We start from the raw sequence: 14,285 nt of genomic DNA on the forward strand, positions 1-14,285 counted from the left end.
ATCAGGTATCACCTGATCTCCTGGCAAAGTTCTATCAGAACGCCGTTCGCGCTTTTAGGATGCACGAAGCAAACCAGCTTATTGTCGGCCCCGCGTTTCGGGATTTCGTTCAACAATACAAATCCGGCGTTGCGAAGGCGTTCCATTTCCGCGGCGATGTTTTCCACTTCGAACGCAATGTGATGAATTCCCTCGCCTTTCTTCTCAATGAAGCGGGCGATGGCACTGTCGGGACCGGAAGCTTCCAGTAATTCTATTTTGGTTTGGTTTACCTTAAAAAACGAAGTGGTAACCTGCTCCGATTCGACTGCCTCGCGTTTGTAAGGAACTGTATTGAGCAATGCAGAATACAATGACTCTGCCGCTGAGAGGTCGCCGACAGCAATACCAATATGCTCTACATTCTTCATAGCAGGAAACATTATTCAACTCTTAAACTCTAAACTCAAAACCTATTTCCGGTTGTCGTCCCCTGCCATGATACTCAGGTAACTCTCAAAACGGCTCAGTGCAATCTTCCCTTCCGAGACAGCCTCTTTTACCGCGCACCCAGGTTCATTAATATGCCGGCAATTGTTGAAGCGGCATTGATTAAGCAGATCACGCATTTCAGGGAAGTAGTGGCTGATCTCCTCCTTTTCCATATCGGCCAGCCCAAGTTCTTTGATACCCGGCGAATCGATGATGAATGTATCCTTTTCGAGTTCAAACATTTCAGCAAAAGTGGTGGTATGCACCCCTTTGTTCGCGAATGTGGAAACTTCCTGTGTTTTGATATCCAGATCTGGCGCGATCGCATTCACGAGCGTCGACTTACCTACGCCTGAGTGCCCTGAAAGCAACGAGACTTTTCCCTTGAGCAGGGCCTTGAACTCACTGAGACCAACTTCATGCAATGCCGTTGTGGTCAGGCACCGATAACCTAGGCTTGAGTATAACTGCATAAGCTCGGCCTGAAAAGCCTTCATTTCGTTGTTCAGCAAGTCCTGTTTGTTGAAAACCAGCACACCCGGAATACGGAACGACTCGATCGCTACCAGGAAACGATCGATAAATCCAAGCGAGGTCCGCGGGAATACCAATGTACAGATCAGGATGGCCTGATCCACATTCGCCGCGATAAGGTGTGCGTGGGCCGTTTTGTGAACCGAGCGACGGATCACATAGTTTTCGCGCGGAACAATCTCATGGATGATCCCGAAGTTTTCACCCTCATTCTCCACCTCAAACTTCACATAGTCTCCTACTGCAATCGGGTTGGTCACTTTCAAGCCCAACGCTTTGAATTTACCCTTCAACCGACACTGCCAGATGTGCCCGTTCCTGCTATCCCTGACGTCGTACCACGAGCCCGTCGAACGAAGCACCAAACCCCTTATTAAACTCATTTGTCTTTCTTTTGGAATCAGCGAATTTAAAAGGACTTTACCAGAAGTCACTAAAAATTAGCCGGGAAGTCAAAACAAGCCCTAAAACAAGTAGTTTTTCGACCTCTCTGATTTTTTACTTGCATTGCATATAACGATCTCCTTCAAGCTGAAAAAATCCTCGTGTTGTGACTGCTGTATTATTAGGAAACGTTTGGCCTATCGCCCGATTTGCTGAATATTTCACAACAAATAATAATATTTTTTAAAATCACACCCGTTTTTTCTGATTATTTCCTACATTAGTACACCAATAGTTAAAGAAAATTAAAAACATCATCCTATAATTTTTTTCGCTCCGCATAATGGACTTAGTGGCAGAAGAACCGAGTTCGGTTATTGATATTCGTAAAAATCGCATTAGAAGCAGCCTTTTGCTGCATCTATATCAGTCCGGCGACACTTCCATTAACAAAATGGCTAAGTTGTTCCATGCGAGTATACCGTCTGCAACCGGAATTGTGAACGATCTGATGCGGGAAGGTTGGATCACCGAGACAGGCACAGGCCCTGCCAGGGCTGGCCGCCCGCCGGTACTTTACGGCTTGAATGCCAAGAAGTACCTTACGCTGATCATGGATATTAACCGCCATGACACCCAACTTTGCATATTCGATTTACACAACCAACTGATCCTTAAAAGAAAAGTTGATATACGCCTCGACGACTCGTCGAATTTCCTGGAAGAGCTTTTTACATCGACCGACGACTTCCTGAAATCCAACAATATCACACGCAGCAAGCTGTGGGGTATCGGTGTTTCAATGCCTGGGTTGATCAACTCTTCACAGGGGATTAACTTAACTTACCTCAACCTGACCCCTCCGGGTGTGCCGCTGGTAACGTACCTCAAAGAGCATTTCGACCTTCCAGTATGCCTTTTCAACGATACGAAGGCTACAACGATCGGCGAGCACCGCTTCGGGTATGCCGTCGATAAGTCCCAGGTGCTGACAATCAATATCGACTGGGGCGTTGGTCTCGGCATTATCATCAATGGAGAGGTTTTCAACGGGGCGTCAGGCTTTGCGGGCGAGTTAGGGCATATTCAGGTGAAACCGGACGGAATGCTTTGCCATTGCGGTAAAGTAGGCTGCCTGGATACGATCACGTCGGCCATTGCATTGATCCGCCAGGCAAAGGACGGCATCAACAGCGGCCGGGCAACGATCCTGAAACAGATCGTGCATGGCAATCTCGATTTACTCGAAACTTCCCATATCATTGAAGCGGTACATGCGGGCGATGAATTTTCGATCGACCTCCTGAGCACCGTGGGTACCGAGTTGGGTAAGGGATTGGCTACGGCCGTTCATTTGTTCAATCCGGAAGTAATTATCGTGGGTGGTTTGCTGGCAGAGGCCGGGCCGTTCATTTCCAACCCAATTGAGCAGGCGATCAACAAATACTGTCTGTCGGATTTCAAAAACCCGCTTTCGATCCACATTTCCAAGCTGGGTTCAAAGGCGCGTTTGCTGGGTACTCAGGCCTACCTGTTCGACAATCTGATTGCAAAAGAATTCTCCTGATATTGAGCAGCTGATGGTGCATTCATTTGTACCATCAGCCCATTGCTTCCCTCACCTTCAGCATGATCAGGTCGGTAGCGCCTGTACCTGACTTCACGTATTCAGCACTTACATTACCTGCATTTCTCGCTTCTGCAGGATTACTCGCCCATATTGTGATAATCTCCAAAAGCTGACTCTCATCTGCGACGGCGAATGCACCACCTTTCTCAATCAAATCCGCTGCTTCCTGGAACCGGTGATAACTTTTATTGCCAAACACAACAGGCAAGCCAAATGTCGCGGCTTCGAGGATGTTATGCAGCCCAGCGCCGAAGGAGCCGCCGATATAGGCCATATCACCATACCGGTAAAGCGAGGAGAGCATTCCGATATTGTTGATAATGAGATAGTCAAACCCTTCCGGATCCTGCCCGGCAGCCACGTCAGAATGCAAAATGGAACGACCGTTCAATTTGGAACGCCAGCCGGCAATTTCCTCAGCTTTGATCTCGTGCGGGGCGATAATCGCTTTTAATTTGCCGTTTAGCGCATTCAGCGAGGGAATGAGTACCTGCATATCCGCATCCCACACGGAGCCAGCGATCAGGCACTGCTCCGCCCCCTTGAAACGCCCGATCTCAGGGAGCTCTCGTGCGTTCGAGGCGATCGCGCGCACACGGTCAAAGCGTGTATCACCTGCGATGCTCGCGGCAGTAATACCAATGCCGGACAAAAGCGAAACCGATGCTTGATTCTGGACAAAGAAATGGTCGAAGTAGCCTAGTTTTTTACGAAAAAAGCTTCCGTAGAATTTGAAAAAGATCTGCCCCGGACGAAAGATCGACGAAAACGAAAGGATATAACTTCCGTTTTTCCGCAATTCCCGCAAGTAGTTGAACCAGAATTCATATTTGATAAAAAACGCAATGCGCGGATTGATAACTTCTACAAACTCCCGTGCATTACCGGGTGTGTCGATCGGCAGATAACAAATAAAATCGGCCCCGGCATAATCCTTCCGGATTTCATAACCCGAGGGCGAGAAAAAAGTAAGCAATATAAAATGGCCGGGATACGCATTCCGATACGCTTCCATGACCGGCCTCCCCTGCTCGAATTCGCCCAGCGACGCAGCATGGAACCACGCTACGGGACGGCCTGCCGCCTGTGCCTTAAACGACGCTCGCAGACGGTCGAGAAGGCCTTTTCGTCCCTCCACGCCGAGCTTTAATTTATGATTGAAAGGTGCAACGAACCGGAATAGAAATGCGAAAACCTGAATGGCGACCTGATAAATAATTTCCACCAAAGGAGTCTGATTAAAAGGACATTAGAAAAGCAATAAGACGCCGTCACTTTGATGCGGCAGAGACCGCCGGCGGGCTTTTTTGTTTCTTTTTTTGTTTAAAGAACATAAATGTACAAAAAACCGTTAAAGTGGTGTCGATATACAGCAGCATACGCTATTATTTTGTACTTTCACTGTTCATACGACACATACTCAGTCACAGAGAATTTATACTAAATAATATGATGCGTGTAAAACTTTTACTTTCAGTAGCTATTCTGTTGGCACTATCGACAGAAATATACGCTCAGCGCAGGTCTGTGAAGAATAACGAGGACGCCGAGGAGACCTATAAATCATTTACCTCTGTGGGCATCACTACCAATACCAACTCCGGGATTCTCGGCGGTGCGGTATTTCGCCAATCGTCGGCGACGGGCACAAAAATGTTCGGAAAGAATGCATACCGCTACCTGGCGCTCGAACTGGTGAACGTAAAACATCCTAAAGAACTTTCCACGCAGGACTTTGTGACAGGCGCACGGCTGGTGTATGGCAAACAAAACTACCTGTTTGTACTGCGCCCGGAGTATGGTCGTGAAATAGCGCTGTTCAGCCGGCAGGACGATGAAGGCATTTCGATTAGCGGTATCCTGGCAGCAGGCCCTTCCCTGGGTTTTGAAAAGCCCTACATGGTTCAGTACAAGGGTTCCGACGGCCGCGTAACCACTGCGCCCTTCGATCCGAACCGGGCGGGCGATATAATCGGCGCAGGCAGTTTTTTCCAGGGATTCGGAAAATCCAAAGTGGTGCCGGGGCTTCACATCAAGACTGCTATGAGCTTCGAACTGAGCGCCTTCCGGGATAATGTAACAGGCGTCGAGGTCGGTTTCATAGCCGAAGCCTTTTCAAGAAAAATTACGATCATGGCGGATGCGCAGAATAAGGCCTTTTTTACATCCGGATACCTGACCCTTTATTTTGGAAGTAAGAAAAGATAATTACCATTACAGATTAATATGATTGAATTGCCAGTAATACCATCGGAACGCAGAAAACGTCCCGATTGGCTCCGGGTTAAACTCCCCGCAGGCCCTGAATTCAGGAAAGTAAGACAGCTGGTCGATAATTATAAACTCCATACCATTTGCGAAAGCGGAAGTTGCCCGAATATGGGAGAATGCTGGGGCGCCGGAACGGCGACCTTCATGATCCTCGGAAATGTGTGTACCAGAAGTTGCAGCTTTTGTGCGGTAGCAACCGGCCGGCCTAATGAATACGATACCGATGAACCACGGCGGGTAGCGGAGGCAATCAAGCTGATGCAGGTAAAGCACGCGGTGATTACGTCCGTGAACCGCGATGAATTGAAAGACAAAGGTGCGGAAATCTGGTATCAGACGGTTCGTCAGGTAAAGGAAAACACCCCTGAAACAACCATCGAAACATTGATCCCTGATGTTAAAAGCAACTGGGATGCGCTCATACACATGATTGAAGCGGGCCAGGAGGTGGTATCCCATAATATGGAGACTGTGGAACGTTTATACCGCGCGGTACGCCCGCAGGCAAAATATGCCCGCAGCCTGGAACAGATCAAGCGTACGAAGGAATTCGGCCAGCGTACCAAATCGGGCATTATGCTCGGCCTTGGTGAAACGCAGGATGAAGTGTACAAAGCAATGGACGACCTGGCCGAAAATGGCCTCGACATCCTTACCTTGGGCCAATACCTTCAACCGACCAAAATGCACCATGAAGTAATCGAATGGATTACGCCTGAAATGTTTGACAATTACCGGGAAGAAGGGTTGAAGCGCGGCTTGAAATACGTCGAATCAGGGCCACTTGTACGTTCCAGCTATCACGCGGAACGCCATGTGAATGTGCCGATCTGAAGCCGGAAACGCTATTGGCAATAAACAGAAAAAGCCGGTGTACCAAGCTACGTCGGCTTTTTCTCGTTTACCTCTTAATTATTCTTTGCCGCCGTTTGCGAAGAGGTATTTGATTCAGTGGTAGAAATACGTAGGTTTATATTATACTATACCACTCACAATCAATGAATTCTCTAACAAAATTCGTCAGACAGACGATCAAGGATGTGAGCCGTCATGTAAATTTCACACGGTCTGTCACATTCAACAACAAACGCTTTAAAATCCCGGTAATTCAAAACATCGGTCTAGCCAATTTCGCCATCGACGGTGACGACTGGTTTTTCCAGCTTGTCAAATCCATCCAAATGCCCACAGGAAGCAGTTTTATCGACGTCGGCGTGAATGTCGGACAATCGCTGATAGCCTTCCGAAGTTATCGCGACAATCCTTATTACGGTTTCGAACCCAGTCCGCATTGTGCTTTCTATCTCAACAAGCTTATTAAAATGAACAACCTCCGGGATGTCCATTTGCTCCCGGTAGGTCTTTCTTCCACCGCTGAAATCCTCAAATTCTATTGCAAAACCGGTGCAGATTCTTCCGCTACGATGATGAGTGACCTCCGGCCCGACCATTATCGCCCCGAGGATGTCAGCTACGTACCTGTATTTCCGTTCGACGATCTCGACCTGAACAAGATCGACGATATCTTCTTTATTAAAATCGACGTAGAAGGCGCCGAGCTGGAAGTGTTGACCGGTTTGCAAAAAACACTCAGAACACACAATCCCGTAATCACCTGCGAAGTACTCGACTGCCACAATGCCGACGCTAATCTCCATGTATTGCAAGAGCGGGCCGGCAAGGTCGTAGAACTGGTTAAAAGCCTGAACTACACCATTTACAGGATCAGGACGGAAAGGGGATTGAATTTTGACAAAATCGAGGAAATTATTCTTAAACAATACGATTCACAAAGTCAATATCTAAATGATTACTTATTTTTGCCGTCTAATAGGAAAATAGAAGAGCTTCTTATGAGGTAATTTTATCACACATTTAAACTTTTCTTTAACTTTTATTTCGTTTCCAATGCCATACTTATTCACCTCGGAGTCCGTATCTGAAGGACATCCTGACAAGGTAGCCGATCAAATATCAGATGCACTGATTGACAATTTCTTAGCATGGGATACCGATAGTAAGGTGGCCTGCGAAACACTGGTAACGACCGGACAAGTAGTTTTGGCCGGCGAGGTAAAAACCAATACTTATCTGGACGTTCAGAAGATCACCCGCGAAGTGATCAGACGTATTGGTTACACGAAGAGTGAATACATGTTTGAAGCCAATTCCTGCGGTATCCTCTCTGCGATCCACGACCAGAGTGCGGATATCAATCAGGGTGTAGACCGTGCAGCAGCAGCCGAAGATTTCGAATCTAAAGCAAATGCACAGGGGGCTGGTGACCAGGGTATGATGTTCGGGTATGCTACACGTGAGACAGCGAACTATATGCCGCTTGCACTCGACCTGGCGCATAAGATCCTGCAAGAGATGTCATACATCCGCAACAACGAGCCTTCACTGATCCCTTACCTGCGTCCTGATGCGAAATCACAGGTAACGATCGAATATAGCGACGACAATGTGCCACTGCGTATCGATACCATCGTGGTTTCGACCCAGCACGACGACTTCGACACCGAAGAAGCGATGCTTGCGAAAATCAAAAGCGATATTATCAATATTGTAATCCCTCGCGTGAAGGCAAAATTGACGCCTGAGCTGCAAAAGCTGTTCACAGGCGACATTACGCACCACATCAACCCAACCGGTAAATTTGTAATCGGTGGGCCTCACGGAGACACAGGTCTTACAGGCCGCAAAATCATCGTAGATACTTACGGTGGAAAAGGCGCACACGGTGGTGGTGCATTCTCCGGTAAAGATCCTTCTAAAGTGGACCGTTCCGCGGCATATGCGACACGGCACATAGCGAAAAACATGGTAGCTTCCGGCTTGTGCGACGAAGTACTCGTTCAGGTTTCTTACGCGATTGGTGTTGCTGAGCCTTGCGGTTTGTACGTAAATACCTACGGTACTGCGAAAGTTGCTGACAACGACGGTGCTATTGCCGCGAAAATTGGCGAAATCTTCGACATGCGTCCTTACGCAGTGGAGCAACGCCTGAAACTGCGCAACCCGATCTATTCCGAAACAGCGGCATATGGCCACATGGGACGCAAGAACGAAATCGTTAAGAAATCTTTCAAAGGCGCCAACGGCGAAGAAAAAGAAGTCGAAGTGGAACTTTTCACCTGGGAAAAACTTGATTTCGTAGATGCCATCAAAGCGAAATTCGCACTTTAAGCACTTCACTCATAGAAAACGAAAAGAGGTCGGCAGCGATGCCGGCCTCTTTTCGTCTTTACAGGGATATTTTTGCCCTAATGCATCCCCGTTTTTCCAAACATGAAATTTAAAGGCACATTTCCTAATAATTACCTCTGATAAGCCGTTCTCAACAGGCCGCCCCACTCATTTAACCCGCGCATTCCGCGCGTCTCAATGCAATCTCACAAAATCAAATTCACGAATCCGGAAAAAAGTACCTTTTTTCCCACCCTCAGACATCGTATCGATCAACATTTCTCTGCCAATGATCTTTGTAAATCGGGCGGAGCGGGTATTATCTACAAAGCCATATTCATGCTAAGCCTCTATCTGGTACCGTATGCATTCATTCTTTCCAATCAATTCAACCTGCTGGTCATGGCAGGTTTGGCGATGGTCATGGGTTTGGGCGTCGCCGGGGTCGGCATGTCGGTCATGCACGATGCTATCCACGGCTCCCTTTCAACCGCCAACCGGCTGAACAAGATTTTTGGTGCTTCTATTTACCTGCTAGGCGGGAACGCCTACAACTGGGAAGTACAGCACAACCGGCTGCATCACACTTATACCAATATCCATGAAGTAGACGAAGACATTACCGGCAAGTTTTTGCTGCGGCTTTCATTTCAGGAGAAGCAGAAGTTCATCCACCGTTTTCAGCATATTTACGCATTTGTTCTGTACAGCCTCATGACGCTCTCATTTCTATGGAAAGACTTCAAGGAGATCGGCATCTTCAACCGAATGGCTAAATCGGGGATGACCAAGCCATTTCCAAGAAAAGAATTGATACGACTGGTGGCAACCAAATTGGCATACATTGCCTTCATTTTCATCATTCCGCTCTGCTTTACCTCACTTTCATTCGGAGAATGGCTCGCAGGCTTTTTGATCATGCATGGCACGGCCGGTATGATATTAAGTACGATATTTCAAATGGCGCACGTCGTAGAAGGTGCGGAACAACCTGAGCCGGATTCTTCGGGCTGTATCGAGAATGCCTGGGCTGTTCATCAACTACAAACCACGTCTAATTTTGCCGGAAAAAACCGTATTCTTTCGTGGTTCATCGGCGGTCTCGATTACCAGATCGAACACCACCTTTTCCCTTCCATTTCGCACATTCATTACCACGCATTATCTCCGATTGTAAAAGCTACCGCATTGGAATTCGGATTGATTTACAATGCAAAACCCAATTTCCGCAACGCATTAAGCTCGCACGTGAGGATGTTAAAAAATATGGGAACGCGGTAGTTTCGCGAAATTAGGTTAGCAATTCCGGGAAGGTCTCGGCCCTTATAACCTCGACTTTCGGAAAATCTATGGATGCCAACACGTCGAAATGGCGATCGTTACTGACCAGATAGTCAGCCCCTGCACTCATAGCACAATGATATTTTTCAAATCCTCCTCACTCACCTGCCGTGCATATAGTTGCAGCAGTTCCTGTTGAAGGTTTGTAAAATTCGATTTCGATGTAGCTTGCATGGTAAATAGCTATCTATACCAAAGTTAACAAACCCCGGCCGCATAGTCAACCACTGCCTGGCTACTCAGAAATGCGCCGGCTCTTCCAGCTCGCTATCCCTTGCCACACGTTCGATCATTTTCATTTTCTCGAAGTTTTTAGGCCGTGAGAAGAATGTGTAAATGGCGGGGATGACGTACAATGTCAGTACGAGCGAGAATAGCAGCCCTCCCATAATCACAATCCCCATGGACATCCGGCTTCGACCGGCCGAACCGAGCGCCATCGCGATGGGTAATGCGCCGAGGACTGTCGCCAAACTGGTCATCAGAATGGGCCTGAAACGCATTGTAGCGGCTTCCAGCGCAGCTTCCTGGATGCTCCGCCCCTGCTCGCGGAGCTGGTTGGCGAATTCGACGATCAGGATACCGTTCTTCGTTACGAGACCAATGAGCATGATCATGCCGATCTGGCTGAAAATGTTAAGCGTTTGGTCGAAAAACCACAGCGAAAATACCGCCCCGCCGATTGCCAGAGGTACGGTGAACATAATGATAAAAGGATCCACGAAACTCTCGAACTGCGCTGCCAGAATGAAATAGATCAATATCAAAGCGAGGAAGAACGAAAACATCGTATTTGATGAACTTTCGGCATAGTCACGGGAAGAACCACTCAATGCGGTCTGGATCGTCTCGTCATTCAATTTATCACGGATACGGTCCATCGCTGCGATACCGTCGCCGATGGTTTTGCCCGGCGCAAGTGCCGCCTGTACCGTGGCACTCATGTATCGATTAAAATGGAAAAGCTGCGGCGGGCTGCTTTCCTCTTCCGCTTTCACAATGTTATCGAGCTGCACGAGCTGGCCTGTATTTGTCTTGACAAACATGCTCTTCAAATCCAGCGGCTCGTCACGATTGGCGCGGTCGTACTGGCCAATTACCTGGTACTGGCGGCCATTCATGGTGAAATAGCCAAAGCGCTGCCCGGCAAATGCCAGCTGCATCGTCTGCGCTACGTCCTGCACGGAAACACCGAGCGATTTTGCTTTCTCACGATCGATCCTGATCTGGATTTCAGGCTTGCTGAATTTCAGGTTGACATCCGTAATCGCGAAAGTGGGGTCCTCCGACACCTCTTCCATGAACTTGGGAAGGTACTCCCGCAATTTTTCAAAATCCGGCGCCTGGATTACGTACTGAATCGGCAAACCGCCCCTCGAATCCACCGAAATCGTCTGTTGCTGCACGACAAACGACTTGGCATCGGGCATTTGTTTGAGTTTCTTATTAATATAGTCCGCGATCTCCTGCTGCGATTCCTTCCTCAATTTCTTATCAACCAGTGCAATACGGCCGCTACCGGTATTGGCAGCACCCAGACCCGAGTTTCCGGGCGACGTGATCAGCATCAGCCCTTTTTTGCCCGGCATCGAATCCATCAGCATATTGCCTACTTCCTGCACATAACGGTCCGTAAACTCGAACGAAGAACCTTCCGGCGCCGTCATGTTGATACGGAACCAGTTCCGATCATCCAGCGGGGCCAATTCGGATTGAAGGTCCTTTCCAAAAAACCAGATCATCCCCAGCGTGATCGCTACCAGTGGTACGGCCACCCAGCGCATTTTCAGGAACCTCGCCAATGCATTACCGTAGTCGTTGGTGATCTTTTCGAAAAACGGCTCGGTCTTTTCGTAAAACCAGCTTTTCTTGTGCGTTTTGCGGACAAGGTACGCATTCAGCATTGGCGTGAGCGTCAGTGAAACGAATGCTGAGATCAATACAGCAGCGGAAATAACGATACCGAACTCCCGGAACAGTTTTCCTACAAAACCCTCCATAAAAATCACCGGCAAAAACACGGACGCCAGTGTAATAGAGGTGGATAATACCGCAAATATGATTTCATTCGAGCCTTTAATGGCCGCCTCAATCGGGCTCATTCCTTGCTCTATCTTCTTGAAAATATTCTCCGTGACCACAATCCCGTCATCGACCACGAGCCCGGTCGCGAGCACGATCGCGAGCAGCGTGAGCACATTCACGGAAAAGCCCATGATGTACATAATGAAGAAGGTGCCAATGAGCGAAACGGGGATGTCGATGAGCGGACGGAAGGCAATAAGCCAGTCGCGGAAGAAGAGGTAAATGATAATTACCACAAGCACGATGGCTATCAGTAATGTTTCGCCAACTTCTTCAATCGAACGCTCCACGAAAATGGTGTTGTCGATCAGCGTATCGAGCTTGTAATCTTTCGGAAGCTCCTTTTTGATGGACTCCATCCGCTTGTTAACTTCCTTGGCGATATTGAGGTAGTTAGCACCCGGCATCGGCGAAATCGCCAGACCGATCATTGGCACATTATCCAGGCGCAGGATCGTTTCCTCATTCTCAGGCCCCAGCGTCGCCGAACCGATATCTTTCAAGTGGATCGTCTGCGTAGCCGAGTTTTTGATGATCATTTCATTAAAATCCTCTTCGGTACGAAAGCGGCCGATCGTCTTCACGGTCAGCTCGGTATTATCACCGGCCAGCTTTCCACTCGGCAACTCCACATTCTCCTTATCGAGCGCGGTTTTCACATCCTGGGTGGTAATGCCCAGCGAAGCCATTTTGACCGGATCCATCCATATGCGCATCGCATATCTCTTCTGTCCGAAAATACGGATTTCACTCACGCCTTCAATCGTCTGGAGGCGTTGAGCGATTACGTTTTCGGCATAGTCACTCACCTCCAGGTGCGAGCGCGTATTGCTGGTGAAAGTCAGCACAATAATAGGCTCCGAGTTGGCATCGGCCTTGCTGACCACCGGCGGACCATCGATATCGAGCGGTAATGTCCGGGACGCGGAACCGACCTTGTCGCGCACGTCGTTCGCGGCGCGTTCCATGTCCACACCAATGTCGAATTCAACCGTGATCTGGCTCGTACCCTGGCTGCTGGTAGAGCTGATCGACTTGATGCCCTCGATGCTGTTCAACTGCTTTTCGAGCGGCTCGGTGATCTGCGATTCGATAATATCGGCATTCGCACCGGTGTAACTCGTGCGAATGGAAACCACCGGCGGGTCGATCGACGGAAATTCCCGCATCCCGAGGAACTTGTATCCCAGGAATCCGAACAAAATAATGAGCAGGTTCATCACAATCGCGAGAACCGGCCTTTTGATGGAAAGGGTTGATATGCTCATAGGTTGACCTTCACGGCGGTGTTAGGTTTGATCGCGATGATTCCCGAAGTAATCAGCGAATCACCGGGCTGCAAGCCGTCTATGATCTGGATTTTTTTGTCGGTGCGCAGGCCTGTCGTCACCATCGCCTCCTGGGCTTTGCCGTCTTTTACAACAAACACTTTTTTACCCTTCAAAACCGGCACAATGGCTTCCGTTGGGATCATCATGGCAGAGCGGTTGGCATCGAGGTCGGCCAACACCTTCACGAACATACCCGGTACGAACCGGCCTTCGGGATTGTTCGCGAGCGCACGAACACGCAACGTACGAAGGTTTTCGTCCACTTTCGGGTCGATGGCCAAAATTCTGGCAGTGTAAGTCGACGGGTCGCCGTCGAGGTTGAATTTGACCGGACTCCCCACCCGGATGCTCGGACTGTACTTTTCAGGAACCGTGAAATCGATTTTAACGGGATTGCTCTGGACAATCGTTACGATGGGCGTACCCGGCGCGAGGTATGCGCCTTCGCTAATGAATTTCAATCCGATACGACCGCTGAACGGTGCGCGAACCTCCGTTTTTTCCAGCTGTGCTTCTATTACTTCCTTTTCTGCTTCCAGGACCCGGATATTATTGGAGGTAACATCGTATTCTTCCAGATTAATCGCCTCTACGTTCAGCAACTTCTTCTGCCGTGCTTCTATCTTTTTACTCAGATCCTGGTTATAAGCAACCTTCTGTAATTGCGCATGTAACTCACGGTCATTAATTTTCGCGATCAGCTGTCCTTTGGTGACGTATGAACCTTCCTTGATGTCGAGTTTCACCAACCTGCCCGATATCTCCGCCATCAGGTTGACCTCCTCGTTGGGCAGCACGGTACCGGAGGCAAAAATCTGGTTTTCAATGGATTCTCTACCCACAATAAAAACATTCACCGGCACGGCCCCGCCGGCGGACTTTGCATTCTTCCCCTCACCCCCTTTTTTCGCATCGGAGCCTTTGCCTTCACCGGGTTTCGAAAAAATAAACAATTTCCCCAAAACCAGTGCGACGATGATTCCCGCCACCAACATGATCGTACGCATAGAGTTTACCTAAAAATAAAATTCGTTCAAGAAGAGCAGTAT

12 protein-coding genes are annotated in these 14,285 nt (G+C 48.6%); 6 read left to right on the top strand and 6 right to left on the bottom strand.

The features are described 5' to 3' along the window. Positions 1-8 precede the first annotated feature (8 nt). Complete coding sequence (mce, locus tag AC2YIT_RS05085; RefSeq protein ID WP_430841820.1) at positions 9-410, bottom strand: methylmalonyl-CoA epimerase; 402 nt, start codon at positions 408-410, stop codon at positions 9-11. Between the two features lie 42 nt (positions 411-452). Beyond that, positions 453-1,388: a ribosome small subunit-dependent GTPase A gene (rsgA, locus tag AC2YIT_RS05090; RefSeq protein ID WP_487278438.1), complete on the bottom strand. Its 936-nt coding sequence runs from the start codon at positions 1,386-1,388 to the stop codon at positions 453-455. Positions 1,389-1,732: 344 nt separating this feature from the next. Here rsgA and AC2YIT_RS05095 point away from each other — a divergent pair, with 344 nt between their 5' ends. Continuing rightward, positions 1,733-2,956, top strand: a complete 1,224-nt coding sequence (locus tag AC2YIT_RS05095; RefSeq protein ID WP_487278439.1) for an ROK family transcriptional regulator — start codon at positions 1,733-1,735, stop codon at positions 2,954-2,956. A gap of 34 nt (positions 2,957-2,990) precedes the next feature. Here AC2YIT_RS05095 and AC2YIT_RS05100 read toward each other — a convergent pair whose 3' ends face one another. Continuing rightward, positions 2,991-4,247: a 3-deoxy-D-manno-octulosonic acid transferase gene (locus AC2YIT_RS05100; RefSeq protein WP_487278440.1), complete on the bottom strand. Its 1,257-nt coding sequence runs from the start codon at positions 4,245-4,247 to the stop codon at positions 2,991-2,993. A 221-nt stretch (positions 4,248-4,468) separates the two neighbouring features. Here AC2YIT_RS05100 and AC2YIT_RS05105 point away from each other — a divergent pair, with 221 nt between their 5' ends. The 5 genes from AC2YIT_RS05105 to AC2YIT_RS05125 all read left to right on the top strand — a co-directional run bounded on the left by AC2YIT_RS05105 (position 4,469) and on the right by AC2YIT_RS05125 (position 9,760). Continuing rightward, a complete protein-coding gene (locus tag AC2YIT_RS05105) occupies positions 4,469-5,227 on the top strand; it encodes a hypothetical protein (RefSeq protein ID WP_487278441.1) in 759 nt (252 codons plus the stop codon). An 18-nt stretch (positions 5,228-5,245) separates the two neighbouring features. Beyond that, positions 5,246-6,124 (top strand): lipoyl synthase, encoded by an 879-nt coding sequence (lipA, locus tag AC2YIT_RS05110; protein ID WP_430841810.1) that lies wholly within the window; start codon positions 5,246-5,248, stop codon positions 6,122-6,124. A 164-nt stretch (positions 6,125-6,288) separates the two neighbouring features. Further along, entirely contained in the window at positions 6,289-7,152 is an 864-nt protein-coding gene (locus tag AC2YIT_RS05115) for an FkbM family methyltransferase (protein WP_487278442.1), read from the top strand. Positions 7,153-7,198: 46 nt separating this feature from the next. Next, positions 7,199-8,479: a methionine adenosyltransferase gene (gene metK / locus AC2YIT_RS05120; RefSeq protein ID WP_430841806.1), complete on the top strand. Its 1,281-nt coding sequence runs from the start codon at positions 7,199-7,201 to the stop codon at positions 8,477-8,479. 339 nt (positions 8,480-8,818) lie between these two features. Continuing rightward, positions 8,819-9,760 carry a fatty acid desaturase family protein gene (locus AC2YIT_RS05125; protein WP_487278443.1) on the top strand — a complete coding sequence of 314 codons (942 nt, stop codon included), beginning with the start codon at positions 8,819-8,821 and terminating at the stop codon, positions 9,758-9,760. A 126-nt stretch (positions 9,761-9,886) separates the two neighbouring features. Here the strand turns inward: AC2YIT_RS05125 and AC2YIT_RS05130 are convergent, their stop codons facing one another. The 3 genes from AC2YIT_RS05130 to AC2YIT_RS05140 form a co-directional block, all read right to left on the bottom strand. Continuing rightward, positions 9,887-9,994 carry a hypothetical protein gene (locus AC2YIT_RS05130; RefSeq protein ID WP_487278444.1) on the bottom strand — a complete coding sequence of 36 codons (108 nt, stop codon included), beginning with the start codon at positions 9,992-9,994 and terminating at the stop codon, positions 9,887-9,889. Between the two features lie 65 nt (positions 9,995-10,059). Next, on the bottom strand, positions 10,060-13,173 hold the full coding sequence (locus tag AC2YIT_RS05135) for an efflux RND transporter permease subunit (protein WP_487278445.1): 3,114 nt from the start codon (positions 13,171-13,173) through the stop codon (positions 10,060-10,062). After that, positions 13,170-14,243: an efflux RND transporter periplasmic adaptor subunit gene (locus AC2YIT_RS05140; protein ID WP_487278446.1), complete on the bottom strand. Its 1,074-nt coding sequence runs from the start codon at positions 14,241-14,243 to the stop codon at positions 13,170-13,172. Before AC2YIT_RS05140 ends, AC2YIT_RS05135 begins: the two co-directional genes overlap by 4 nt. Between the last annotated feature and the right edge of the window lie 42 nt (positions 14,244-14,285).

The organism is Dyadobacter sp. SRI_021, assembly GCF_057586235.1.

What these genes read in the sequence shown, in the direction of transcription:
- AC2YIT_RS05095 (WP_487278439.1), top strand. Translation starts at nt 1,733, where the DNA reads ATGGACTTAGTGGCAGAAGAACCGAGTTCGGTTATTGATATTCGTAAA.
- AC2YIT_RS05140 (WP_487278446.1), bottom strand. Translation starts at nt 14,243, where the DNA reads ATGCGTACGATCATGTTGGTGGCGGGAATCATCGTCGCACTGGTTTTG.
- AC2YIT_RS05135 (WP_487278445.1), bottom strand. Translation starts at nt 13,173, where the DNA reads ATGAGCATATCAACCCTTTCCATCAAAAGGCCGGTTCTCGCGATTGTG.
- AC2YIT_RS05130 (WP_487278444.1), bottom strand. Translation starts at nt 9,994, where the DNA reads ATGCAAGCTACATCGAAATCGAATTTTACAAACCTTCAACAGGAACTG.
- AC2YIT_RS05105 (WP_487278441.1), top strand. Translation starts at nt 4,469, where the DNA reads ATGATGCGTGTAAAACTTTTACTTTCAGTAGCTATTCTGTTGGCACTA.
- mce (WP_430841820.1), bottom strand. Translation starts at nt 410, where the DNA reads ATGAAGAATGTAGAGCATATTGGTATTGCTGTCGGCGACCTCTCAGCG.
- AC2YIT_RS05115 (WP_487278442.1), top strand. Translation starts at nt 6,289, where the DNA reads ATGAATTCTCTAACAAAATTCGTCAGACAGACGATCAAGGATGTGAGC.
- metK (WP_430841806.1), top strand. Translation starts at nt 7,199, where the DNA reads ATGCCATACTTATTCACCTCGGAGTCCGTATCTGAAGGACATCCTGAC.
- lipA (WP_430841810.1), top strand. Translation starts at nt 5,246, where the DNA reads ATGATTGAATTGCCAGTAATACCATCGGAACGCAGAAAACGTCCCGAT.
- rsgA (WP_487278438.1), bottom strand. Translation starts at nt 1,388, where the DNA reads ATGAGTTTAATAAGGGGTTTGGTGCTTCGTTCGACGGGCTCGTGGTAC.
- AC2YIT_RS05125 (WP_487278443.1), top strand. Translation starts at nt 8,819, where the DNA reads ATGCTAAGCCTCTATCTGGTACCGTATGCATTCATTCTTTCCAATCAA.